Origin of the sequence: Nonomuraea typhae, from assembly GCF_009760925.1 — a bacterium.
Classification (GTDB): domain Bacteria; phylum Actinomycetota; class Actinomycetes; order Streptosporangiales; family Streptosporangiaceae; genus Nonomuraea; species Nonomuraea typhae.
This window is the reverse complement of the sequence record NZ_VRLV01000015.1, coordinates 223,779-248,258: the sequence shown is the minus strand read 5'-3', so window position 1 is coordinate 248,258 and position 24,480 is coordinate 223,779. Positions and strand designations below refer to the sequence as shown.

The 24,480-nt window shown below is 71.5% G+C and carries 19 protein-coding genes; 8 read left to right on the top strand and 11 right to left on the bottom strand.

Translation table 11 applies throughout. The features are described from left to right. Window positions 1–46: 46 nt before the first annotated feature. Complete coding sequence (locus FVE25_RS41580) at window positions 47–3,655, top strand: S8 family peptidase (RefSeq protein ID WP_157252994.1); 3,609 nt, start codon at window positions 47–49, stop codon at window positions 3,653–3,655. Window positions 3,656–3,709: 54 nt separating this feature from the next. On the opposite strand, the gene FVE25_RS41575 is transcribed toward FVE25_RS41580, so the two are convergent. Beyond that, entirely contained in the window at window positions 3,710–4,033 is a 324-nt protein-coding gene (locus tag FVE25_RS41575; protein ID WP_157252993.1) for a hypothetical protein, read from the bottom strand. A 318-nt stretch (window positions 4,034–4,351) separates the two neighbouring features. Here FVE25_RS41575 and FVE25_RS41570 point away from each other — a divergent pair, with 318 nt between their 5' ends. Continuing rightward, a complete protein-coding gene (locus tag FVE25_RS41570; RefSeq protein WP_157252992.1) occupies window positions 4,352–6,772 on the top strand; it encodes a M4 family metallopeptidase in 2,421 nt (806 codons plus the stop codon). Window positions 6,773–6,868: 96 nt separating this feature from the next. Here the strand turns inward: FVE25_RS41570 and FVE25_RS41565 are convergent, their stop codons facing one another. From FVE25_RS41565 to FVE25_RS41555, 3 genes are all read right to left on the bottom strand, one after another. Next, a complete protein-coding gene (locus FVE25_RS41565) occupies window positions 6,869–7,585 on the bottom strand; it encodes a lytic polysaccharide monooxygenase (protein WP_246268267.1) in 717 nt (238 codons plus the stop codon). Between the two features lie 128 nt (window positions 7,586–7,713). Continuing rightward, entirely contained in the window at window positions 7,714–8,511 is a 798-nt protein-coding gene (locus FVE25_RS41560) for an SAM-dependent methyltransferase (protein WP_157252990.1), read from the bottom strand. Between the two features lie 58 nt (window positions 8,512–8,569). Beyond that, window positions 8,570–9,817: an aspartate aminotransferase family protein gene (locus tag FVE25_RS41555; RefSeq protein ID WP_219825891.1), complete on the bottom strand. Its 1,248-nt coding sequence runs from the start codon at window positions 9,815–9,817 to the stop codon at window positions 8,570–8,572. 194 nt (window positions 9,818–10,011) lie between these two features. Here FVE25_RS41555 and FVE25_RS41545 point away from each other — a divergent pair, with 194 nt between their 5' ends. Continuing rightward, window positions 10,012–10,962 carry a sulfotransferase family protein gene (locus FVE25_RS41545; protein ID WP_157252989.1) on the top strand — a complete coding sequence of 317 codons (951 nt, stop codon included), beginning with the start codon at window positions 10,012–10,014 and terminating at the stop codon, window positions 10,960–10,962. Here the strand turns inward: FVE25_RS41545 and FVE25_RS41540 are convergent, their stop codons facing one another. From FVE25_RS41540 to FVE25_RS55715, 6 genes are all read right to left on the bottom strand, one after another. Beyond that, window positions 10,963–11,859, bottom strand: coding sequence for a glycoside hydrolase family protein (locus tag FVE25_RS41540; RefSeq protein WP_157252988.1), 897 nt, complete (start codon window positions 11,857–11,859; stop codon window positions 10,963–10,965). A gap of 221 nt (window positions 11,860–12,080) precedes the next feature. Beyond that, window positions 12,081–12,965: an epimerase gene (locus tag FVE25_RS41535; protein WP_157252987.1), complete on the bottom strand. Its 885-nt coding sequence runs from the start codon at window positions 12,963–12,965 to the stop codon at window positions 12,081–12,083. 24 nt (window positions 12,966–12,989) lie between these two features. Further along, window positions 12,990–13,499, bottom strand: a complete 510-nt coding sequence (locus tag FVE25_RS41530) for a lasso peptide biosynthesis protein (RefSeq protein ID WP_157252986.1) — start codon at window positions 13,497–13,499, stop codon at window positions 12,990–12,992. Next, complete coding sequence (locus tag FVE25_RS41525; RefSeq protein ID WP_157252985.1) at window positions 13,496–13,801, bottom strand: PqqD family protein; 306 nt, start codon at window positions 13,799–13,801, stop codon at window positions 13,496–13,498. Before FVE25_RS41525 ends, FVE25_RS41530 begins: the two co-directional genes overlap by 4 nt. Further along, window positions 13,779–15,467, bottom strand: coding sequence for an asparagine synthase-related protein (locus FVE25_RS41520; RefSeq protein ID WP_157252984.1), 1,689 nt, complete (start codon window positions 15,465–15,467; stop codon window positions 13,779–13,781). Before FVE25_RS41520 ends, FVE25_RS41525 begins: the two co-directional genes overlap by 23 nt. A 401-nt stretch (window positions 15,468–15,868) precedes the next feature. Beyond that, window positions 15,869–17,410 (bottom strand): M64 family metallopeptidase, encoded by a 1,542-nt coding sequence (locus tag FVE25_RS55715; RefSeq protein WP_181019884.1) that lies wholly within the window; start codon window positions 17,408–17,410, stop codon window positions 15,869–15,871. A 101-nt stretch (window positions 17,411–17,511) separates the two neighbouring features. On the opposite strand from FVE25_RS55715, the gene FVE25_RS41510 reads away from it, so the two are divergent. Genes FVE25_RS41510 through dctA form a run of 3 tightly spaced genes read left to right on the top strand, consistent with a single transcriptional unit; the run spans window position 17,512 to window position 20,730 of the window. Then, a complete protein-coding gene (locus tag FVE25_RS41510; protein WP_157252982.1) occupies window positions 17,512–18,399 on the top strand; it encodes a LysR family transcriptional regulator in 888 nt (295 codons plus the stop codon). A gap of 56 nt (window positions 18,400–18,455) precedes the next feature. Beyond that, window positions 18,456–19,445: an isocitrate/isopropylmalate dehydrogenase family protein gene (locus FVE25_RS41505; RefSeq protein ID WP_157252981.1), complete on the top strand. Its 990-nt coding sequence runs from the start codon at window positions 18,456–18,458 to the stop codon at window positions 19,443–19,445. Between the two features lie 13 nt (window positions 19,446–19,458). Further along, window positions 19,459–20,730 (top strand): C4-dicarboxylate transporter DctA, encoded by a 1,272-nt coding sequence (gene dctA, locus FVE25_RS41500; RefSeq protein WP_157252980.1) that lies wholly within the window; start codon window positions 19,459–19,461, stop codon window positions 20,728–20,730. On the opposite strand, the gene FVE25_RS41495 is transcribed toward dctA, so the two are convergent. After that, window positions 20,690–21,307: a TetR/AcrR family transcriptional regulator C-terminal domain-containing protein gene (locus tag FVE25_RS41495; RefSeq protein WP_157252979.1), complete on the bottom strand. Its 618-nt coding sequence runs from the start codon at window positions 21,305–21,307 to the stop codon at window positions 20,690–20,692. The genes dctA and FVE25_RS41495 overlap by 41 nt on opposite strands. A gap of 81 nt (window positions 21,308–21,388) precedes the next feature. Here FVE25_RS41495 and FVE25_RS41490 point away from each other — a divergent pair, with 81 nt between their 5' ends. Both FVE25_RS41490 and FVE25_RS41485 read left to right on the top strand, forming a co-directional pair. Further along, window positions 21,389–22,837, top strand: a complete 1,449-nt coding sequence (locus tag FVE25_RS41490; protein WP_157252978.1) for an APC family permease — start codon at window positions 21,389–21,391, stop codon at window positions 22,835–22,837. After that, window positions 22,813–24,372, top strand: a complete 1,560-nt coding sequence (locus FVE25_RS41485; protein ID WP_157252977.1) for an amidohydrolase — start codon at window positions 22,813–22,815, stop codon at window positions 24,370–24,372. Before FVE25_RS41490 ends, FVE25_RS41485 begins: the two co-directional genes overlap by 25 nt. Window positions 24,373–24,480 lie beyond the last annotated feature (108 nt).

The following is a 24,480-nucleotide window of genomic DNA, read 5'->3' as shown; positions in this document are numbered from 1 at the left end:
TTCTGAAAACTCGAGATCCCCATAAGATGATCTCGAAAGGCACCCGATGCACAGGCTTGCACGCGCCACCGCGGCCGCGGTCATGGGTCCGGTCCTCGGCGTCACCCTGCTCACGGCCTTACCCGCGGCGGCCCAGAGCCCGGACACCCCCCTCACCAGCCGGACCGTCACGTTGATCACCGGCGACGTGGTGACCGTCACCGAGGCGGGCGGCGGGCGGAAGGGCGTCGCCGTCAAACCCGGACCGGGCCGTGAGCGGATCCGCTTTCACTCCACCGAGGAGAACGGCCGGCTGCGGATCCTGCCCTCCGACGCGATCCCGCTCCTGACCGCCAAGCGGATCGATCCTGCGCTTTTCTCCGTGAGCGACCTGATCGAGCAGGGCTATGACGACGCCTCGACGGCCACGTTGCCGCTGCTGTTCACCTATGAGGGCAGGCCCGCCGCCAGAGCGGGCGTCACCGCGACGCTGGAGAGCGTGAACGGCCAGGCGGTGGCGGCCGGCAAGACGTCGCTGGCCGGGATGTGGAAGACCGGCGGGGTCTCGGTCGCCGGAGTGCGCAAGGTCTGGCTCGACGCGAAGGTCGGGGCCTCGCTCGACCAGAGCGTCGTCCAGGTGGGCGCGCCGCAGGCGTGGCAGGCCGGCCTCGACGGCAAGGGCGTCAAGGTCGCCGTGCTGGACACCGGGGTGGACCAGGATCACCCCGACCTGCGGGGCAGGGTGAAGGAGAGCAAGGTCTTCACCGGCGAGCCCAGCGTGAAGGACGGTCACGGCCACGGCACCCACGTGGCGGCCACCATCGCCGGCGGGCCGCAGAAGAAGGGCGTCGCGCCGGGCGCCGACCTGATCGTCGGCAAGGTGCTGAGCGACGGCGGCCTCGGCAGCTTCTCCCAGATCATCGAGGGCATGGAATGGGCGGTGGCCCAGGGCGCGGCCGTCGTCAACATGAGCCTGGGCGGCGACGCCACCGACGGGACCGACCCGCTCAGCACCTCACTCAACACGCTCAGCGCACAGAGCGGCGCGCTCTTCGTGGTCGCCGCGGGCAACGAGGGCAGGCCCTGGTCGGTCGGCACGCCGGGCGCCGCGGACTCGGCGCTGACCGTCGGCGCCGTCGACCGGCAGGACGCCCTGGCCGGCTTCTCCAGCCAGGGCCCGAGGCTCGACGGAGCGCCCAAACCGGACATCACCGCGCCGGGCGTGGGAATCGTGGCCGCCAGGGCCGCCGGCACCACCCTGGGCGATCCGGTCAGCGAGACGCACACCGCGGCGTCGGGCACCTCCATGGCCACGCCGCACGTGGCCGGCGCCGCCGCGATCCTCAAGCAGCGGCACCCGGACTGGACCGCCGCCCAGCTCAAGAACGCGCTGGTGGGCACCGCCAAGACCATCGACGGCCAGACCATCCACCAGCAGGGCGGCGGACGGCTGGACGTCGCCAGGGCCACGCGGCAGGGCGTGACGGCCACCGGCGTGCTCGACCTCGGCGTCCACTCCGACGGCACCGGCCCCGGCGCCGCGGAGGGCCAGGTCACCTACACCAACGGCACCGCGGCCCCGGTCACGCTGACCCCCGGCGCCACACTGGCGCACCTCGGCGAAGGCGGACCGGCAGGCGGCGCGATCACCCTCGACCCGCCCAGCGTGACCGTCGCGGCCGGCGGCACCGCGACCGTCAAGGTCCGCGCCGACCTCGCCAAGCTGGAGCGCGGCCGGTACGGCGGCTACCTCACCGCGAGCGCCGGAACGGAAAGCGTGCACACCACGCTGGCGATCACCAAACAGCCGCCGGCGCACAAGGTCCACGTCATCGGGATCGACCCGGCGGGAGAGCGCACCTCCGTGCCGGTCATCACGATGTTCGGCGCCTCGAGGGAGGACGACGTCCTCACCTACATCGGCAACGACGCCAAAGAAGAGGGCATCACCCTGGAGGTGTTCGAGGGCACCTACATGACCCAGGCCATCATGGGCGAGTTCGGCCCGCCGCACTACCGCGACAGCCTGGTCGTCACGCCGGAGCTCAAGGTCGACCGCGACCTGGAGATCGTGCTGGACGCCCGCAAGGCCAACCCCGTCACGATCAAGACGCCGCAGCCCGTCGAGCAGGCCGGCGTCTTCACCTACGTCACCCATCGCGCCTACGGCAGCCGGAAGATCATTCAGGCGGCCATGAACTTCGACTCGGTCGAGGGCCTCAACGTGACCCCCACCGAGCCCGTGCGCGACGGCTCCTTCGAGTTCGCCTCACGCTGGCAGCTCCAGGCGCCGCGGATCAGCGCGAAGGCGGCGGGCCGGCCGTACCCGATGATCCCCATGGCGCAGTCGCCGGAGTTCGACGGGCGCCACCGCTGGCCGCTCGTCGAGGGCACGGCCGGAAGCCGCGGACGGGCCGCGCTCCTGCCCACCACGGAGGAGGACGACTGGAGCGCCCTGATCGGCGAGGCCGCCCGGCAGGGCGCCCGGGCCGCGATCATCATCACCACGCCCGGCCAGGCGGCCTGGCAGCGCTGGTGGCCGGTGGGCGAGCGCGACCCGATCCCCACCTTGATGATCGCCGCCGATCACGGGCAGAAGCTGCTGGAGCAGGTCAGGAAGGGGCGGGCCGTCCTCGACGTGACCGCGGCGATGGCCTCGCCGTACCTCTACGAGGTGATGCAGGTCTCCGGCGGGCACGTCCCGGAGCGCGTCGTGCACGAGGTGACCAGCCGCAACACCGCCCGCGTCGAGACGACCTATCAGGAGGCGGGCGGCTACGGCTGGGCCAAGGAGCAGCGGTACGGCTGGCGGCCGTGGCAGTTCTACGACCTGGACTTCCAGGGCGAGCGGCAGCGCATCGTCAAGACGCCGCTGCGCAGGACCGAGTACCTCAGCGCCGACGGCACCCAGTGGCAGCACATCGTCAACCACCTGTACGCCTGGGAGAGCCTGGGCCAGCTGCGCTCGGGGCTGACCGAACCGCCCCGCTCCTACCGGCCGGGCGAGAAGACCGGCGAGAGCTGGCACGCCCCGGTGGTACGGCCGGCCATCCCGGCATGGGGACCGGCCGCGACCCGCACCGGTGACACGCTGACCATCATGATCCCCGACTTCGTGGACGCCTCCGGGCACGCCTCCCGGCGCGGCGCCGACGAGGACACCTCCAAGGGCCGCCTGCTGAGGGACGGGACGGTGGTGGCGGAGATGCCGTACGGCGCCTGGGGCGAGTTCCCCGTCGCGCCCGGGGACGCGACGTACCGGCTCGAGCTGTCGACCACGCGGACCTCGGAGGAGTGGACGCTCGGCGTGGCCACCGAGACGGCGTGGACGTTCGGCTCGAAGCGCGGGCAGGAGCTGCTGCCCCTGCTCCAGGTGGACTACGCCGTGCGCACCGACGTGTACGGCAAGGCCGGCAGGGCGAGCACGCTCGGGTTCTCGCTCCGGCACCAGGACGGCGTCACCGGGCTCAAGCCCAGGAGCCTCCAGCTCGAGCTCTCCTACGACGACGGCAGGACCTGGCGCGGGCAGCCCGTGCTGCCGCTCGGGCAGGGGCGCTTCAGCACGATCGCGGTCCACCCGCGCGGCGCGGCGGCCGTGTCCATGCGGGTCAAGGCCGCGGACTCGGGCGGCAACACGGTCGAGCAGACGGTCACGAAGGCGTTCGGGATCTCGTAGCGGATCGCTGCCGCGGTCTCCGGCCCGTCCCTCGCGGGCCGGAGACCGTGCTCCTCACCCGAGCCGTTCCAGGAGGTAGGCGCCCATGCCCACGCCGTACTGCCGCAGCACCAGGTTGCCGGCGACCACGGACCGGCCGGCCATGGAGCCGGTACTCTTGATCGGGACGCCGGTCGGGTTCGAGCCGGGAACGTCGCGGTAGAGGTGGAAGCGCCGGCGGTCGTCCACCGTCCGGCAGTTCGGGGGCACGACGTCCGCGCACCGGATGGCACCCTCCTCCATCACGGTGCGGGTCGTGCAGGCGCCGCCCGGGTGTTCGATCCACTCGGTGGCGTACCGGCCGCCGCCCTTGCCGGGGAGAGGCTGTAAGCGTGTCACCGGGGTCTCCCTTCCAGGGGAGGCTGACGGACTGAAAGCGCTTACACCACGATTTACACAGTGAGCAGCAAGTCCAGGGCTGTCAAGACCCCTGTCAGGAGCGGCGTCGCCGGCGACCTGCCTTGTCTGTGAATTTCTAACTATTTACTGACATGTTGACCGACAAATGACGCTCGCATCCAATACAGGAACGCCGTCCCTCACCTGAGGAAAACGCGGCGCGCGCCACCCGAGATCCCTGGGGAGATCTCGCACCCCCTATCTCCCTGGCGGTCGTGACCCCCAGCGCGGCCGCCCGCCCCCCAGAAGGAGCACCGCGTGAAACGCAAAGCCGCGTTAACGCTCGTCGCGGGCGCTACCAGCATCCTCGTCGCGATGACCGGCGCGACAGCCGCCGCCGGGCAGACCGTCCGGTCCGCCGCCGCGCCCCCGGACCCCGCCACCGCGGCCGCCCAATCGGCGGACCGGCTCGTGGAGTCCGACCCCGCAGCTCTGCACAACTCGCCCAAGGACGCCTTCGTCCGCCAGAGCGTGACCGGCGGCCTCGGTGGCCTGAACTACGTCTCCTACAGCCGCACCCACGCCGGCCTCCCGGTCGTGGGCGGAGACTTCGTGGTCGTCACCAACGCCACCGGCGGCGTCCTAAGCACCTCCATCGCCCAGACCGCCACGCTGAACGTCGCCACCAAGCCCGCCGTCACCGCCGACCAGGCCGCGCAGACCGCCCGCGCCCTGGTGCCCGAGGTGTCCTCCGTCTCGGCGCCGCAGCTCAGCGTGATCGCGGAAGGGACCGGCCGGCTGGCCTACAAGGTGCTGGTCACGGGCACGGACAAGGACGGCCTCGAGACCCGGCTGCACGTTCTCGTGGACGCCCTCACCGGCGCGGTCGCCGAGAAGTCCGACGAGGTCATGAAGGGCACCGGCAACAGCTTCTACAACGGCAACCCGGTCACCATCGGCACCTCCGGCTCGGGCTCCAGCTTCTCCATGGCCGACCCGGTCCGCACCGGCATCAGGTGCGGCGGCCAGGACGGCCAGACATTCACCGGCACCGACGACACCTGGGGCAACGGCTCGGGCACCAACCTGGAGACCGCCTGCGTCGACGCGCTGTTCGCCGCCGGCAAGGAATGGGACATGCTCCGCGACTGGCTGGGCCGCAACGGCATCAACGGCAGCGGCGGCGGCTTCCCCGCCCGCGTCGGCCTGAACCAGGTCAACGCCTTCTGGAACGGCAGCTACACCAACTTCGGCCACTCGCAGGACAACCAGCGCCAGGCCACGCCGATGGACGTCGTGGCGCACGAGTACGGCCACGCCATCTTCCAGACCACGCCCGGCGGCTCGACCGGCAGCAACGAGAAGGGCGGGCTGAACGAGTCCACCGGCGACATCTTCGGCGCCCTCACCGAGTGGTTCGCCAACGAGCCGCCGAACCTCGACCCGCCCGACTACAGCGTCGGCGAAGAGGTCAACCTGGTCGGCAACGGTCCCATCCGCTACATGCACCAGCCGTCGCTGATCTCCGGCAACCCCAACTGCTTCTCCGCCTCCGTGCCGAACATGGAGGTCCACGCGGCCGCCGGGGTGCAGAACCACTGGTTCTACCTGCTGGCGGAGGGCACCAACCCGACGAACGGCCAGCCCGTCAGCCCGACCTGCAACAGCACCACCCTGGTCGGGATCGGCCCGCGCAAGGCCGGCCAGATCTTCATGGGCACGCTGCTGCGCAAGACCGCGACGTGGACCCACTCGCTGGCCCGCAAGGCGTCGCTGGAAGCGGCCATCCAGATGTTCCCGGGCTCCTGCGCCGAGTTCAACGCGACCAAGGCCGCCTGGCTGGCCGTCAGCGTGCCGGCCGCGGCGGGCGAGCCCACCTCGTGCACCGCCGGCCCGGACTGGGCGATGGCGCTGAACCCGACCTCGGCCAACGTCGAGCCGGGTCAGCAGACGACGAGCACCGTCAGCACGACGACCATCACGCCGCCCGGCCAGAACGTGACCTTCAGCGCGGCCGGCGCGCCGGCCGGCGTCTCGGTGACGTTCTCCCCGGCCACGGTGCCCTCGGGCGCCTCCTCGACGATGACGATCTCGGTCGGGGCCGCCACCGCCAACGGGACGTACTCCATCATCGTCACTGGCACGGGCACCTCCGTGACCCGTACCGCCACCTTCACCCTCAACGTCGGCACGGTGAGCAACGTGGTCTTCAACGACACGTTCGAGACCGCCCAGGGCTGGACGGCCAACGCCTCGGGCACCGACACCGCCACGACCGGCGCGTGGGAACGCGGCGACCCCGAGCAGACGACTTCCGGTGTCACGCTGCAACTGGGCACCACCGTCAGCGGCACCAACGACCTGGTGACCGGGCGGCTGGCCGGCGCCGGCGGCGCGGGCACGCATGACGTCGACGGCGGCGTCACGACCATCCGCTCCCCGGAGATCGCCCTGCCCACGGCTACGCTCACCCTGAACCTGTCGTGGTACCTGGCGCACCTGAACAACGCCTCCAGCGCCGACTTCTTCCGGGTCCGCGTCGTGTCCGGCACGACCAGCACCGTGGTGCTGCAGCAGCTGGGCTCGGCAGCCAACCGGGCCGGTGCGTGGCAGCCGGCCACGATCAACCTGACCTCCTTCGGCGGTCAGACCGTCCGGCTGCTGATCGAAACGGCCGACGCGAGTACGGCCAGCCTGATCGAGGCCGGGGTGGACGACGTGCGCATCACGCGATCCTGACCCGGTGACCCCCTGCCGGCCCGCCTCTCCGCCGCAGCGGGCCGGCAGGACCGCGGTGCGGTCCGGCGGGTTCCGGCCCGCCGGACCGAGCTCGGGTCAGGCCCGCTTCCACAGGGCGGGGACGTTCGGCGGTTCCCAGCCGGGGATCGCCGTGTGCGCCTGGAGGCACTGGTAGGTGGCTCCGTTGTAGATCGCCTTCACGCCGGGCGTGTAGGCGGTTCCCGCGGCCCAGGTGGCGACGGGGCCGGTGGGCGTGGGTGTGGGCGTCGGGGTCGGTGTGGGCGTCGGGGTGGGGGTCGGGGTCGGCGTCGGGGTGGGTTCTCCCGGGCCGGAGCCGATCTGGAGGTCGACGCAGTTGTAGAACGCCATCTCGGTGTCGGCGATGTTCCAGATGGCCAGCAGCTTGATGCGGCCGGTCCGGTTGCCGAGGTTCACGGAGTGGGTGAGCGAGGACGGCGGCACTCTGCCGCGGTCGTTGAACACCGCGACGCGCTCGCTGCCGACGTAGTACTCCCAGGTGCTGGTCGAGTGGGGGACGGGGATGTACCACTTGAAGCTCACCGTGCTGCCGACGGTGGCGGCCGGCCACGGCTTGGAGTCGTCGCTGAGCGGGGCCCAGCGGGCGTCGCCGGCGTGGCAGTTGCGCTGGCCCTTGGGCCCTTCGACGCTCTGCGGCTCCCAGACGATCTGGCCGCAGTTGGGGACCCGGCCCTCGAAGCAGTTGGCCTGACGGCTCGGCGGGCTGGTGATGAAACCGTGCGCGGAGGCGGGCGAGGCGTTGACCACGACGGTGGTCGCGGCAACGATCGCCATGGCTAAGAAGGTGATCAACCTTCGCATGTCACGCGTCCTTTGCGGTAGCGGTGGGTTGACTCCTTCCTATACGAAATTTTATATAAAGGAAAGTTTCCTAACAGTTATACCGCGATCGGATGGCCTGTTCACGCCTTGCGGCCGACGCCGGCGTACATCCAGGCCGGCGGGTCGTCGAACAGCGGCTCGTCCCGCCAGTGCGGCGCGTCCACCAGCCCCGGCTCGACCAGCTCGAACCCGTCGAAGTAGGCGGCGACCTCCCTCCCGCCGCGCGGGGTGCGCCGCATGGCCTGGTCCTTGGTGGCGGCCAGGTAGCGGCGCGCGTGCTCCTCGGGCAGGAAGTCGAGCGTCAGGTGGCTCAGCACCAGGAAGCTGCCGGGCGGCAGCGCGCCGGCGAAGGCCCGGACGAGCGCGGCCGGGTCGTCCTCGTCGGGGACATGCATGAGGATCGCGACCATCATCAGCCCGATCGGCCGGCTGAAGTCCAGCGTCGCTCGGGTGTCCGGATGGTCGAGGATGTCGCGGGGGCGGCGGATGTCGGCCTCGATGTAGCGCGTGAGGCCCTCCGGCGTGCTGGTCAGCAGCGCCCTGGCATGCGTCATCACGATCGGGTCGTTGTCCACGTACACCACGCGCGCCTCGGGCGCCGCCGCCTGCGCGACCTCGTGGGTGTTGCCCTGGGTGGGAATGCCGGTGCCCAGGTCGAGGAACTGCCGGACACCCTGGTCGATCAAGAACTGTACGGCCCGGCCGAGGAAGGCCCGGTTGTCCCGCGCGCTCTCCCGGATGCCGGGCACGGCCGCCATCGTCTGCTCGGCCACGTCGCGGTCGGCGGCGAAGTTGTCCTTGCCGCCGAGCCAGTAGTCGTAGACCCGGGCCGAGTGGGGGATCGCGGGGTTGATACCGCGTGGCGCGGTTTCGCTCATGACGTACATCGTAGGAGTTTCGCGCCTATCCGGATGGCCGCTGTGATAACGGAATCATTCAGAGCTCCCGGGCCGCCCCGGTGAGCGCCTCGTCGAGGATGGCGGCGCCGCGGGCGATCTCGTCGTCGCTCGCGGTGAGCGGCGGCGCGATCCTGAAGACGCCTCCCATGCCGGGCAGCTGGACGATGTTCATGTGCAGCCCGAGCTCGAAGCAGCGCCGGGTGACGGCGGCGCCGAGCCGGTCCGCCCCGCCGGCGCCCAGAACCCGGTCACCCGCGAGCTCCACGCCCAGCAGCAGCCCGCGGCCGCGGACGTCGCCGACGAGGTCGTGCCGGGCGGCGATCTCGTCGAGGTGGCCGCGCAGGAGCCCGCCGAGCTCGCGCGCACGCTCGTCGAGGCGGTCGCGGGCCAGGACGTCGAGGACGGTGTTGCCGACGGCGGCCGGCAGCGGATCGTTGACGTGGGTGGTGAAGAACAGGAACCCGCGCTCGTGCGCCCGCTGCTCGATCTCCGCGCCGGTCAGCACGGCGGCCAGCGGCAGCCCCGCGCCCAGCGTCTTGGACAGCGTGAGAATGTCGGGGACGACCCCTTCGTGCTGGAAGGCGTACCAGTCGCCGGTACGGCACAGCCCCGTCTGCGCCTCGTCGAGGATGAGCAGCATGCCGCGTTCCCGGCACTTGGCCGCCAGGGCGGCGAGGTAGCCGGGCGGGAGCTCGATGACGCCGCCGGAGCTGAGGATGGGTTCCACCAGGCAGGCGGCGAGGCTGCCGACCGATTGCGCGTCGATCAGGTCGAAGCCCAGCTCAAGCTGGCGGCGCCAGTCGAGTGAGCCGTCGGCGCCGAGGACGCCGGGGTGGAAGCGGTCCGGGACCGGCAGCGCGAAGTTGCCCGGCGCGGCGGGCCCGTAGCCCTTGCGCCCGGCGCTGTAGGTGGCGTTCGCGGCGGCCAGCGTCATCCCATGCCAGGAGCGGGCGAAGGACACGATCTCATGGCGGCCGGTGACGAGCTTCGCCATCCGCACCGCGGCCTCGTTGGCCTCCGCCCCGGTCGTCAGGAGCATCGCCTTCTCCAGCGGGGCGGGCAGGGTGCCGGCGAGGCGGCGGGCGAGCTCGACGACCGGGCGGCTGAGCATGCCGCTGTGGAGGTGGTCGAGGAGGGCGATCTGCTCGCGCACCGTCGCGACGATCGCCGGGTGCGAGTGCCCGGTGGCTGTCCGGCTGCGCCGCCAGATGGCCGAACCGCACGCGCTGAACGACGAGCCGATCGGCGCCGTCCGGCTCGGGGTGTTCCAGAGCGCGATCCACACCCCTGGCCGTGCCGGCGGCCGCCCATCCGCGCCTGCACCTGGAGCTGTTGGAGCACGCGGTCGTCGCGGCGCTGCGCGACCACCCCGAGATCCCGGTTCTGGCCGCCCCGAACCCGCTCATGCCGTAGAGCGGGACGACTCTTGCATTATCGGACACATTTGGTAGGAAAATGGGGGAACTGAGAGGAGCACCCATGGCCCTGCCGGACTTCCTCGTGATCGGCGCCCCCAAGACCGGGACGACCGCGCTGCACGCCGCACTCCGGCGCCACCCGGACCTCTACCTTTCCCCGGTCAAGGAGCCCAAGCACTTCCTCACCGACGGGCCGCCCCCGACACTGGGCGGGCCCGGCGACGCCGCGACCTACCGCGAGCACGTGTGGCGGCGCCCGGACTACGAGGCGCTCTTCGCCGCGGCGCCGCCGGGCACCTTGTCCGGCGAGGCCACACCTTTCTACCTCTACGATCTGGACGCGCAGCGGCGCATCCGCGCGGCCATCCCGCACGCGCGGCTCATCGCCATCCTGCGCGACCCGGTCGAGCGCGCCCACTCCAACTGGGCCCACCTGTGGTCGGCGGGGCTGGAGCCGCACGACGACGTGGTGCGCGCCTGCGCCGAGGAGGACCGCCGCATCGCGGCCGGCTGGGCGCACTTCTGGCACTACGTACGGCTCGGCCGCTACGGCGAGCAACTGGCCCACCTGTTCACGCTGTTCCCGCGCGAGCAGGTGCTGACCTTCCGCTACCGGGACCTGGTCGACCATCCGGCCGAGACGCTGGATCGGATCTGCGCCTTCCTCGGCGTCAGGCGCGGCCTGATCGCCGAGGTGCCCAGGGAGAACGTCACCGCCCATCCGGAGGCGAGCCAGCGTCACTCCATGCTGTCGGCCTTCCGCAGGCGCCTTCCCGCGGCGCTGGCGAAACGCATCGAGACCCTGCTCCAGCGCGACGGCCTGGCGCGGCGCCCGCTCACCTGGAAACAGCGGCGCGAGCTGATCGAGTACTTCGCCGCCGACATCCTGCTCCTTCAGGAGGTCACGGGCGAGGACTTCAGCGACTGGCTGGGACCCAAGCTGCGCTCGGGCGGCCAGGTGGGACCCCGGCCGCCCGGCCAGCGGCAGGCCAGGAACGGGCGGCCGGGCTGATCAGCGCAGCTCGGTGCGGAGCTCGTGGCCGCCGTCGGGCCGGGTGTACTCGTAGTACAGCCGGGTGCCGCCGCCCGGCAGGTCCAGGATCTCCATGTACCGCAGGCCGCCGCCCCGGTGCGCGGAGACGGCCGCGGGTTCGCTCCCCAGCGGGGTCAGCGCTGCCGGGTCGGCGCCCCGGGCGATCCCGGTGCGCTCCTCGTAGTTCTCCGCCGCGCTGGCCCGGCCGTCGTAGAAGGCGTACACCTGCCGCCCGTCGAAGCGCACGGCGCTGATGCGGACGCCGCGTGCGTCCCAGCAGCCGGGGCGGCCGCTCAGCGCGGTGCCGTGCCAGGTCCAGTCGAGGCCGTCGTCGCTGGTGGCGTAGTCGGTGACCATCTGGTCGGCCTCGTCGGGGTCGGCCAGCGGGTGGCAGGAGGCCCACAGGTGCCACTGCCCGCCCCGCCGGACGATCACCGGGTCCTTCACGCCGGTCTTCGGGTCGCCGGGCAGGACCGTCCGGCGTGCGGCCGGGTCGAAGGCCGCCGGGCCGTCCGCCTCCAGCACGTCCACCCGCCAGTGCTTGGTGTTGGGCGTCGCGCAGCTCAGGTACAGCCGCCACCGCCCCTCCGGCGTGCGGACCAGCGCCGGCCGCTCCAGCGACTCGGCGGCCATCTGCTCGCGGGCGATCGTCACCAGCGGCTCGAAGCGCTCGCCGTCGGCGGATCGGGCGACCACGATCGCATAGCCGCGTCCCTCGCCGACGGGCCGCCGCAGCCGGTAGGCGAGATAGATCAGCCCGTCACCGGCGACCGCACTGGGCGCGCCCGCCCAGTGCCCGTCCCCGGCGATCGGCGGGGTGATCGCCACCACGGACCGGCGGGGATCGGGCAGCAACTCCTGGATATCGAACGACATGGTCCCGACGGTAGGACCTGGCACCTGGCTGCGCATGGCCTTCCACCTTCACTTGGGAGATTCATGTATTTCCTATTTACTTTATAGGAATAGTCGGCGGGGCGCTGAGGAACGCGCTCTGGGTTACGCCATGACCTCCATCGGCATGGGAAGCGGCTGATGCCCACCGCCTTCCGGCCCGCGTCCGACGCGCACGCGACGGCCGGCCTCCTCCGCGCCCGTCAGGAGGCGAGCAGGTCGCGCAGCGCGTCCTCCAGCCGCGGGTGCCGGAACGCGAAGCCCATGCCGAGCAGCCGCCCGGGCACGCAGCGCCGCCCGGTCAGGGCCAGCGCCGGGTCGGTCCGCAGCACGCGTGATCCCAGGCGGACCAGGAACTCGGGGGTCGGCGGCGCCGCAGGACGCCGGAGCACGCGGCGGAAGGCGGCCATCATCTCGGCGTTGCGCACCGGTTCGGGGCTGGTCACGTGGAGCACTCCGGACAGCTCCCGGTCCTCGGCGGCCCGCCGTACCACGGCCAGGAAGTCGGCCACGTGCAGCCAGCTCACCCACTGCCGCCCGCTGCCGACGCGCCCGCCGAGGCCCGAGCGGACCAGCCCGGTGAGGCGGCCGAGCGCCGGGGTGGCGCGGTCGAAGACGACGGCGGTGCGCAGGACGACCTGCCGGCCGCAGGGCGCGTCCTCGGCGGCGGCCTCCCAGGCCCTGGCCACGCCGGCCATCTGCGGGGGCCCGTCGGCCGGTGGGGAGTCCTCGTCCAGGACGCGCTCGCCGCCTTCGCCGTAGATGGCGAGGGTGCTGAGCTGCAGCCAGACCGCGGGCGGCCCGGCCGCCGCGGCCTTGGCCAGCGCGCGGGTCGGCTCGACGCGCGAGCGGGTCAGCAGGCCGACGTTGGCCGGGGTGGGCGGGCGGTCGACCAGCTCGCCGGCCAGGTTGATCAGCACCGACCCGGCCAGCTCCGCGGTCAGGTCGCCGTCCCAGCCGATCCGCCGGTACGGCCCGCCGCCGTCCGGCCTCCTGGTCAGGATGACCACGTCGTGGCCCCGAGCCGCCAGGTCGGCCGACAGGCTGCGGCCCAGGGCGCCGGTGCCGCCGGCGAGGACGTACTTCATGGTGCCATTATCCGAGGGCGCGCCTCAGACCCGGTTCGCGGGGGGCTGTGCGGAGATCCGCTGCAGGACGCGGTAGCCGACCTGGACGTCGGGGTTGTCGTTGAGCACTGTGCCGTACAACTCGGTCCAGGAGTGGAAGCTGTTCTTCGGGACGGCCGTCGACAACGCGCGGGCGATGGTCATCTCAGCGGGCAGCCCCAGTGCGGACAGGTAGGTGGCCAGGGTGAAGGACCGCGGCAGGCAGAGACCGTCGGGATGGATGACGCGAAGGATCAATTGCGCGGGGAACACGCTGCGGCGGGCGAGGCGGATGGCGGCGTCGGCGGGCAGGGCGCCGATCGCCGCGGCGCCCGGGCCGGGGCGCACCTGCTGGAGGTCCCGCTGCGCGGTCGTCCAGCCGTGTCTGCGGTAGACGAGCAGCGCCCGCGCCGTTCGCGCGACGGCGTAGGCGCGCAGCCGTGGCGGCAACCGCGGCGGGTGCGGCGCGGTGGCGGGGTCGGCGAGGAAGAACTCCCAGTCGAGGGCGCGGCTCACCGGGGGTCTCCCGTTCCGCGCGCGGGGCGGGAGACCCCCGCTTCGAGGGCGAGGAGCGAGCGCTCGGCGAGTTGCGTGGTCAGCCGCGCCATCCCCTGGGCGAGGGTGTCCCCGGAAGCGTCGATCCGCGTCTCGAGGTGGCCGATCGCCTCCTCCAGGGTGTCGGACCGCAGCGCGGCCTGGAGCATGAGCGTCGCGGTGACGTTGAGGCTCAGGTACACGCCGGTGCTGGTGTCCAGGATGACGCCCGCGTCGTCGGTGTCGTCGAAGACCGCGTGCTCAGCCAGCTGTAACAGGGACACTCCGGCCCTCCTTGGCTCTGGCCCGGCTGCGAAGGAACAATTCGGTCATGGCGGTGCTGATGAGCGCTTCGGAGTGCCGCCGCAGCTGAGCCGGATCGGCGATCACCTGGGCCAGGCCCCGCTGGTCGATCAGGCCCAGCCGCGCCACGTGGGAATCCGGGCCGAGCAGGCCGGCGAGCTCCTTGCGGTGGGTGAGCACGTAGTTCTTGTGCGGCGAGTCCAGCCACAGCCGGCCGTACCGGCGCCAGACACGCTCGGGGAGCCGGGTCGAGAGCATGAGCCGCAGGACCGGCTTGGTGATCATCCGCCCTTGGTACGGGATGACCCGGTAGGCGTGCGGCAGGCGTGCGGACAGGCGCAGCAGGTTCTTGGCGCCCAGCGGGTTGCACAGCAGGATGCCGCGTGGCCGCCAGATGGTCAGGGCCGCGCAGTGGTCGGCGGGCAGGTACTCGGCGTCGAAGCGGTTGTCGGGTGCGTCGGGCATCGGCGTGAGGAAGTCCGTGGCCTTCGCGTTCTCCGCGACCGGCAGGTAGTCGTCCAGGACGGAGACCGACGGGCGAATGCTGCGCAGGATGCGCGACAGCTCCCAGCGTGAGCACACCAGCCCCCGGCACATCGCGGCCTTCTCCCGCAGGGGCAGGTCGCCGAAGAGCACCTCGTGCAGCCCGTATCGCTCCGGGCCGAACACCATGTCGCCCTCTCGCCCCCAGGTCAGGAGGGAGACCCCGTCCGCGTGGACGCGGTCGGCGATCCGTTCCAGCCACTGGAAGCCCGTGGCGTTGTAGGGGAGGGGGAAGTGCCATCGATGGGACAGGTAGCCGTCGCCGTGGTCCATGGCGACCGGCACGAAGGGCACGCCGAGGTGCTCGCACATCGCCCGGGCGTAGCCGGACTCGTCCGCCAGCGGGTCGTCGCTGGCCATGTGGTAGGCGGTCACGTCGGCGCCGTTCTCCACCAGCCCGCTGAGCACGGCACCCGAGTCCAGCCCGCCGCTGAGCAGGATCCCGACCTTTTCCCCGGCGTACGGCCGCGTCGCCTCCACGATCAGCTCATGGGCCACGTCCGCGTACCCCGCCAAGGACGTGCGCCTGGGCACCTCCAACGGCGTGACGGGCTCGTAGTGCACGGTCGTGGTGGCGTTCTTCTCGAACACGACAAGGTGACCGGGCCGCAGGGGCGTGAGGTCGCGATAGACGGAGACGATGTCTCCCCGGCACGCGCGCCAGAGCGCCTCGCGGTCGGGCTCGTCCCCGTCGTCGAGCAGGTCGGTCGGGTCGGTGGACCACCGCACCACGTCGCCGTCGCGGCGGTAGAGCAGGGCCTCCTGACTCGACGCGCTGCGGAACAGCACCGCACCGCGCTCGGTGATCAGGCTGCCGCACACCTCTCCCGGCACGTTCGCCAGCTCGCCGGGCCGGCCCTCCATCGCGGCCCGTGCGATCCGCGTCAGCCCCTCCGCGGTGATCGGGCCCGTCACCGGCCCCGACAACAGCAGCCGCTCCCGGCCGCCGATCGCGGAAAGACCCGCCCGCGTCCGCTGTTCCGCCTGTACGGCGAGGCCGGTCGCGCCGAAATCCAGGCGTCCGCGGCAGCCGAGATAGTCCGTGACGACGTGAGTCCCTCCCGGGACGGGAGTGCTCCCGGGAGGTGGTAGGGCGTCATTCACACCAGAAGGTCGTGGTGAGTGGGGTTGTCGTGGATCAGGATGCCCTTGATGTGGGTGAGCTCCTCCACGGTCCCGATTTCCTCGATCTCCGGCTCGAGGTACTCGTGCTTCATGATCGTCTCCTTGCGTCGCGGTCAGTGCCTTGCATCTGGGCGCGCCGCACAACAGAGAGGTTCCTGCCGGCTTTCGCGCCCTGGTACGAATCGCGCGGTGGAGCGGGGCGGAACGACGGGGCCGGCCGCTTCGTCCGTGCGAAGGGGCGGCCCTTTGGAGCACATCTACGCTACGTCGCCGTCCTGTCGTGTCAAGGGAGACGCGGACGCGGATGGGCGCCGCCCTGGCGCGGGCGACGCCCACCCTTCTTAGGAAACTTTCCTAAGAGTTGAGCTCAAAAAAAGAGATCACGAGCACGGGTTGCCGTTGAGCTTGCAGTTGAGCGGCCCGGCGAAGTTGCCCGGCGCGCCGGTCAGCCCGAACTTGGCGGTGGCGCCCGGGTTCAGCGGCCCCGCCCAGCTCTTGCTGGTGAAGGTGTAGTGGTCGCCGTTGCGCACCATGTCGGCGTCCCAGGCGGAGTTGATGGTGACCCCGGCCGGCACGTCGAACTCGACCTTCCAGGACGGCAGCGTCGTGAGCCCGGCCTTGACCGTCACCGCGCCCTCGAACCCCGTGCCCCAGTCGCCGGTCTTGGCGAACGTGGCGGTGGCGCCGTTGCCGTTGTTCCTGGCGACGGTCCACGACAGGGTCTGGGTGAGGTACGGCTTGTAGATCGGGTTGCGGACGAACGCCGTCGGGTCGGTCACCGTGGCCTTGAGCGCGTAGGTGTCCCTGCCCACGCCGCCCAGGTCCGCCGGGGTCAGCGTCTTCTTGCCCGCCCAGGCGGCCACCGGCTGGTCGTCGACCGTCCAGGCGACGGTCAGCGGCACGTCCAGGGTCTTCAGCTCCAGCGCCCCGGCCGGGTTGTGCGTCTGGCCGGACGGGGTGGAGGCCGAGTCGACCGGCTTGGTCTGGTCGTAGAACGACTGGACCAGCTTCTCCCGGTTGACCAGGCTGAACTGCTGGCCGAGGCTGCGCATCAGCGAGTTGTCGCTGGGCCGCCAGATGTTCTTCCTGCTGTACTTGCCGCCCTCGACCGCGCCGATCAGGCCGCCGTCGGGGGTCTGCTCGCCCTTCCAGAGGCTCCACTTGGCGGCCGTCTGGTCGGCGGTGACGTTGGCCTCGACGGGTTCGCCGCCGGGCCAGGTCTCGGGGCCGTCGTAGTCGTACTCGTCGGCCAGGCGGCCCTGGGAGTGCCCGAGCTCGTGCAGCACGACCTCGGTCGCCTGCGGGTTGCGGGAGAACGTGCCGATCTTCTCGTAGCCGACGCCGCCGTACTTGTGGCTGTTGGCCAGCACCAGCAGCTGGTCGGCCTGCGGCAGCAGCGCCTGGGCGTACTGCCAGACGGCGGTGGTGTCCACGCACAGCGCCCGCTCGACCCCGCCGCCGCCGCAGTAGAAGGCCGAACCGAGCGGGGTGTTCTTCTTGACGTCCGGGGTCGGGTCGCCGCTGACGCCCGATTCCGGGGAGTCGATCTCGATGCGCCAGATGTTGAAGAGCTTGCGATAGCTCGTGTACGGCTCGCGGCCGGTGATGGCGGTGACCGCCTTGTCAACTTCGGTGGCGAAATCGCCTTGTTCGGCGGCGGTGAATCCATCGCCCAGGATGACCAGGTCGATGCGGTTCTCGCTGGGGCCGTTGACCTCGACCTGCCGGAGCCGGGAAGGGGCCGGGGCCAGCGCGCGGACCTTGGGCGGATTCGGCGGGGGAGTCGTGATCCGGTGGATCGTTCCATCGGGGTGGAAGACTTCGTGCGGGGTGTCGGCCTTGGGGTCGGCGTGTGCCGGAACGGTCGAGGCGAACACGCCGGAGAAAGCCACGGCGGCGATGGCTAATGCTCGAAATTTCAACGAATTCCTCCTGTTTAACAGCATGATCAATGATCTTAAATCGCGAAAAAGGAGGACGCGCAAAGCGGTGGTGAACGCCGGGGATCTCCTAAGGTCAGAGGGTGGAAATCCGCCAGCTGGAGTACTTCCTGGCCATCGTCGACCACGGCGGCTTCAACCGCGCCGCCGCCGCCCTCTACCTCGCCCAGCCCTCGCTGTCCCAGGCCATCCAGGGCCTCGAACGCGATCTCGGCGGACGCCTGTTCCACCGCATCGGCCGCCGGGCCGTGCTCACCGAGGCCGGGCAGGCGCTCATCGAGCCCGCCCGGGCGGTGGTGCGGGACATGGAGCTGGCCAGGTCGAGCGTCGGCGCGGTCCGCGAGCTCAGAAGCGGGCGCCTGGACATCTCCGCCATGCCGTCCCAGGCGGTCGAACCGCTCAGCACCATGATGGAACGCTTCGCCGTACGCCATCCGGGGGTGACGGTCAGCGTCAAGGCGGCCTTCACCCCGCGCGAGGTCGTCGAGCAGGTGCGCTCGGGCGCCTCGGAGCTGGGGCTGGTGGCCTCCATGCGCCCGCTGCCCGAGAAGGAGGTGCGGGTGCAGCCGGTGGGCGAGCAGCGGTTCGTGCTGGTCACCCCGCCAGACGGGCCCTTTCCCGCCGGCCGGCCGGTGCCCTGCGAACGGCTGGCCGGCCATCGGGTGATCGCCGGGCAGCGCGGCACGGGCATGCGCCAGTACGTCGACGAGCTGCGCGCGAGCGGCATCGGCCTGATCATCGCCGCCGAGACCGAGCACCGGGTCGGGATCCTGCCGCTGGTGCTCAAGGGGGTCGGGCTGGCCGTGCTGACCGAGTCCTGGAAGGACCTGGCCGAGCGGGTCGGCGCGCTCGTGCTCGAGCTGTCCCCGGCCACCTCGCTCAGCATCGCCCTGGTCAGCAGGCGGGCGGAACTCACCCCGGCCGCCGCCGCGTTTCTTGCGCTGGCCAGCGAAGATAGGCAGCGCCTATAAGGCAGATCGGTAGCACGTCTTGGACGGCGCCCGTGAGCCGTTGCTGGAATCCGCACATGACGAAGCACCACATCGCGCTCATCCCCGGTGACGGCATCGGCGCCGAGGTCCTGCCCGCTGCCCGGCGGGTGCTCGACGCCGTCGGCGACTTCAGCTATCAGGAGTTCGACTGGTCCTGTGAGCGGCTGGCCAGGGAGGGCGCGATGATGCCGCCCGACGGGCTGGAGCGGCTGCGCGACCACGACGCCATCCTGCTGGGCGCCGTCGGGGCGCCCGAGGTTCCCGACCACGTCTCGCTCTGGGGACTGCTCATCCCGATCCGCCGGGGATTCCAGCAGTACGTGAACCTGCGGCCCATCCGCGCCCGCGGCATCGACATGGTCGTGGTCCGCGAGAACGTCGAAGGCGAGTACAGCGAGATCGGCGGCAGGCTCGGCCGCGGCACCCCGGACGAACTGGCCGTGCAGGAGTCGGTCTTCACCCGCAAGGGCGTCGGCCGGGTCGCCGCCTACGCCTTCGCCCTCGCCGGCCGGCGCCGCGGCCTGCTCACCTCGGCCACCAAGTCCAACGGGATCGTGCACACGATGCCCTTCTGGGACGAGATCGTCGCCGAGCAGGCCGCCGCGCATCCGGCCGTGCGCTGGGACCAGGAGCACGTCGACGCCCTGGCGGCCAAGTTCGTGCTCGACCCCGGGCGCTTCGACGTGGTCGTCGCCTCCAACCTGTTCGGCGACATCCTCAGCGACCTGGCCGCCGCCGTCGCGGGCAGCATCGGGCTGGCGCCCTCGGCCAACCTCAACCCCGAGCGCGCCTTCCCGTCGATGTTCGAGCCGGTGCACGGGTCCGCGCCGGACATCGCCGGGCAGGGTGTGGCCAACCCGACGGGCGCCATCGGCTCCGCCGTACTCATGCTCGAACACCTCGGCCTCGACGAGGCCGCGCGGCGCGTCACCGACGCCCTGTCCAAGACCTCCGCGCGCACCCCCGACCTGGGCGGCAGCGCGACGACGGAGGAGTTCACCTCCCGGCTGCTCAGCCTGCTCTGACGAGGAGTCCGCCATGCGGCAGTTGTACGTCTGGGTCCTGCTCGCCATCGTCGCGGGCATCCTGCTGGGCTGGCTGTGGCCGGCCGCCGGGGTCGCGATGCAGCCGGTCGGCACGACCTTCGTCAACGCGATCAAGATGCTCATCACGCCCATCGTCTTCCTGACCATCGTCTCCGGCATCTGCGGCGTGGACAACATGCGCCGGCTGGGCCGGATCGGGATCAAGGCGATGGTCTACTTCCAGGCGGGCACGCTGCTGGCCCTGATCGTGGGCCTGGTCGCGATCAACATCTTCGCCCCGGGCGAGGGCGTGCACGCCGACCCCGGCAGCCTCCAGCTCAGCGGGGACGCCGCGACCTACGCGGAGAAGGGCAAAGAGGGTCAGTGGTGGGAGTTCCTCACCGGGCTGGTGCCCACCAGCGCGGTCGGGGCCTTCGCCGACGGCAACGTGCTGCAGGTGATCTTCATCGCGGTGCTCGCCGGGCTGGCGCTCAAGGCGGTCGGCCCGGTCGGCGAGCCGATCGTCAACGTGGTCAACCGGCTCAACACCGTGGTGTTCAAGATCCTGCACTACGTCATGCTGGCCGCCCCGATCGGCGCCTTCGGCGCCATGGCCTTCACCATCGGCAAGTACGGCATCTCCACGCTGACCAGTCTCGGCGAGCTGATCGCCGTGTTCTACGGCACCTCGCTGTTCTTCGTCGTGGTGATCCTGGGCGCGATCTGCGCGGTGGTCGGCGTCAACCTGCTCCGGCTGCTGGCCTACCTGCGCGAGGAGTTCCTGATCGTGCTGGGCACCTCCTCCTCCGAGAGCGTGCTGCCCCGCCTGATGGACAAGCTGGTGCGGATCGGCGTCCCGCGCGACGTGGTCGGGCTGACCGTGCCCACCGGCTACTCCTTCAACCTCGACGGCAGCTCCATCTACCTGTCCCTGGCCGCCGTCTACATCGCGCAGGCCACCGACACCCCGCTGTCGATCGGCGGCCAGATCGGCATGCTCGCGGTGATGCTCCTGACCTCCAAGGGCTCCGGCGGCGTCACCGGGGCGGGGTTCATCGCGCTGGCCGCCACACTGAGCACGATGGGCACCGTGCCCGCGGCCGGCATCATGCTCATCTTCGGCATCGACAAGTTCATGTCCGAGTGCCGCGCCCTGACCAACCTGGCCGGCAACAGCGTCGCCTCGCTCGTGGTGGCGCGCTGGGAGGGTGTGCTCGACGTCGGGAAGGTACGGCAGGCGCTGGTCAGCGAGCGGCAGAAGGCGGCCGATCTCTCATCCGCTTGACATGGCTGAGAACGGCTTCCAGCGCGAGATCGAAGGCCGCGTCCGAGCGGTCCGGCGGGGCGGCGGCGACCGCGCGGGCCAGTGCCGGGGTCTCGGCGGTGACCTGCCAGATCGGGTCGGGCGCGGCCAGGTCGAGGGCGGAGCCGAGGACCACGTTCTCCACGGCCGCGAGCACGATCAGGGCCTCCTCCACCGCGAACCCCGCCTCCAGCAGGAGGCCCACCGCGGCCTCGTAGTCGGCCAGCGAGCGCGGGGTGCGCACGGTGGTGGTCAGCAGGAGCGGGATCGCCCGCGGGTGGGCGGCGAAGGCGGTGCGGTAGGAGCGGGCCCATCCGGCCAGGCCCACCTCCCAGGGCCGGTCGGCGAGCGTGGCGCAGTCGATGTCGCGGGCGATGTGCGCGCGGATCAGTTCGATGACGCCTTCACGGCCCTCGACGTGGTGGTAGAGCGAGGCGGTGCGCACCCCGAGCCTGCGCGCGACCTGCGGCAGGCTCACTTCCCCTGTTTCGTCGACCACCGCCAGTGCGGCCTGGCCGATGCGGTCGAGATCGAGCAGCGGCGTGCGTGGGCGGCCCATGATGTCCCATCTTCCCAGAGCTGTCCGGAGGAGCTACATTGCCACAATCTAAACCCTTTAGATTTAAGGGGTGTCACCCACATGTCCACTTCTACTCCCGGCCTGCGATCGGGTGTCCTCGGCACCGCGGACATCACCTTCTTCGTCGTCTCGGCCGCAGCCCCCCTCACCGTCATGGCCGGAGTCGCCCCGGTCGTGCTCCTCCTGGGCGGCATCGGCGCGCCCGCCGGCTACCTGATCGCCGGCATCACCCTGGCCGTCTTCGCCGTCGGATTCACCACCATGAGCCGCCACGTGCGCAGCGGCGGCGCCTTCTACGCCTTCATCACCCGCGGCCTGGGCCGGCCGGCCGGCGTGGCCGGCGCCATGGTGGCCATGCTCGGCTACAACGGCATGGAGATCGGCGTGTACGGCCTGCTCGGCAGCGCCACCGCGGGCACGCTCAAAGCCCTGCTCGGCTGGGACGTGCCCTGGCTGGTCATCGCCCTGGCCGGGCTGGCGCTGACCTTCCTGGCCGGTTACCGCTCCATCGACTTCGGCGCCAAGATCCTCGCCGTCCTCCTCCTGGCCGAGACCGCCATCCTGCTCCTGCTGGCCGGCGGCGTCCTGCTCAAGGCCGACCTCGGCGTGACCTCCTTCGCGCCGGGCAACGTCGCCGTCCCCGGCACGATCGTCGTCCTCGCCTTCGCCTTCGGCGCCTTCACCGGCTTCGAATCGACCGTGATCTACCGCCGCGAGGCCCGCGACCCCGAGCGCACCGTCCCCCGCGCCACCTACATCGCGCTCGCCTTCCTCGGCCTCTTCTACGCCTTCATCGTCTGGATCGTCATCCAGGCGTACGGCCCGGCGAAGGTGCTCGACGCGGCGGCGGCCGATCCGGCCGGGCTCTTCTTCTCCGCGATCACCACCTACGTGGGCGCATGGGCCGCCGACCTCATGCACATCCTGATCGTGACCAGCATCTTCGCCTCCCTGCTGGCCTTCCACAACGCGATCAACCGCTACACGCTCGCGCTGGCCCAGGAAGGCGTGCTCCCCGCCGCGCTGGGCCGCGTTCATCCGCGTCACCAGTCGCCCTACGCCGCCGGCATCGCCCAGACGGCGCTCGGGCTGGTGGTCGTGGCCGCCTTCGGCCTGGCCGGCGCCGACCCGTACACTCACCTGCTGCTCTGGGTGAACACCCTCGGCATGATGAGCCTGGTCACGCTCATGGCCGTGGCCGCCGTCGCGGTCTACTTCTACTTCCGCCGCACCCCCTCGAACGAGGGCCTCTGGCGCACCCGCGTCGCCCCGCTGCTGGCCGCGGTCCTGCTCACCGGCGCCCTGGGTCTCATCGCCACGAAGATCTCGTTGTTCACCGGCGGTGTGGCCGTCGTCAACGCCGTCATCCTGATCCTCATCCCGGCCGTCTTCGCCGCCGGGCTCCTCGCCGCCTTCCGCCTGCGCCGCGGCAGGCCGGAGGTCTACCGGCGCTTCGCCGCGGAACCAGACGAAGGAAGTGACCCATGCCCGCAGCCGACCTCGTCCTGATCGGGGCGAACGTCCGCACCCTCGACCCCGCCCGGCCGTACGCCACCGCCGTCGCCGTCAAGGACGGTCACATCGCCGCGGTAGGCGACATCACGGACGTGCGCGAGTGGCAGGGCCCCCTTTTCGACCTGGGCGGGGCGTGCCTGGTCCCCGGCCTCACCGACGGCCACAGCCACCCCCTGTGGAGCCTGGACCTGGCCACCGGCACCGACCTGTCGCACGTGACGGACCTCGACGGCCTGCGCGCCGCCCTGCGCGACGCCGTCCGCGTGGACGGCTGGGTGCTGGCCCACGGCCTGGACCACAACGTCTTCGCCGGCAAGCCGCTCCACTACGACCTGATCGAGGATGTCCTGTCCGGCGATCCGGCCCACATCCGGCTCTACGACGCGCATTCGGTCCTGGCCAGCCGGGCCGCGCTGGCCGCGGCCGGCATCGACGGGCCCCGGGTCTTCGCCGAGCGCGCGAGCGTGGTCTGCGACGCCGGCGGCCGGCCCACCGGGCACCTGGTCGAGCACGCCGCCATGGACCTGCTCGCGCCCTTCCTGCCGCGCACGCCGCAGGCCGTACGCCGGGAGCGGCTGCTGGCCCTGCTCGGCCAGATGGCCGCGACCGGTCTGACCGGCGCGCACGTCATGGACCTCGGCCCCGCCGACCTCGCCCTGCTGACCGCGATCGAGGCCGACGCCGACCTGCCGGTACGGCTGAGCCTGCACCCCTGGTGCATGCCCGGCGCCGACGCCGACCACCTCGCCTTGCTGACCGCGCTCCAGAACGAGCACGGCCGGAGCTGGCGGGTGGGCGGGGTGAAGCTGTTCATGGACGGCACCGTCGAGGGCGGCAGCGCCTGGCTGGACTACCCCGACTGCCACGGGCAGGGGAGCGAGGCGTTCTGGCCGGACCCGGCCGCCTACAGCGCCGCCGTGCGGACGCTGCATCGCGCCGGAGTGCCCACGGCCACGCACGCCATCGGCGACGCCGCCGTCCGCCACGTCCTGAACACCGTGGAGAGCCTGGGACCGGGCGGGCCCCGGCACCGGATCGAGCACATCGAGACGCTCGGCGACGAGCAGCTCGCCCGCTTCGCCCAGCTGGGCGTGGTCGCATCCCTGCAGCCGCCGCACACCGCGTACACCCGGGCCGACCACACCGACCAGTGGTCCATGCGGCTGGGTGACGAGCGGGCGGGGCACGCCTGGCGCTTTCGCGACCTGCGGGCCTCCGGGGCGACGGTGGCGCTGGGCTCGGACTGGCCGATCGCGCACTACGACGCCCGCCGGATCCTGCGTACCGCCCGCTGCCCGCTCGGGGCGGCCACCGGCACGGGGCTGGACGGGCTGGCCGCGCTCGAGGGACTCACCACGCACGCGGCGCTGGCGGCGGGGGAGGAGGCGGTGGCCGGCCGCATCGCCCCCGGCTACCGCGCCGATCTGACCGCGCTGGCCCTCGACCCCGTGATCGCCCCGGCCGACGAGGTCGCCGACGCCCCGGTCGTCCTGACGATGAGCGGGGGGCGGATCACCTTCCGGAGCTGAGGCGGGGCAGGTGGGCAGCAGGGTGTGCCTTGACGATCTACCAATTACATGGTTAATTAGTAGGAAATAGGGGTAATTACTGCTCGCCGGATGCCCGCGAGTGGCGGT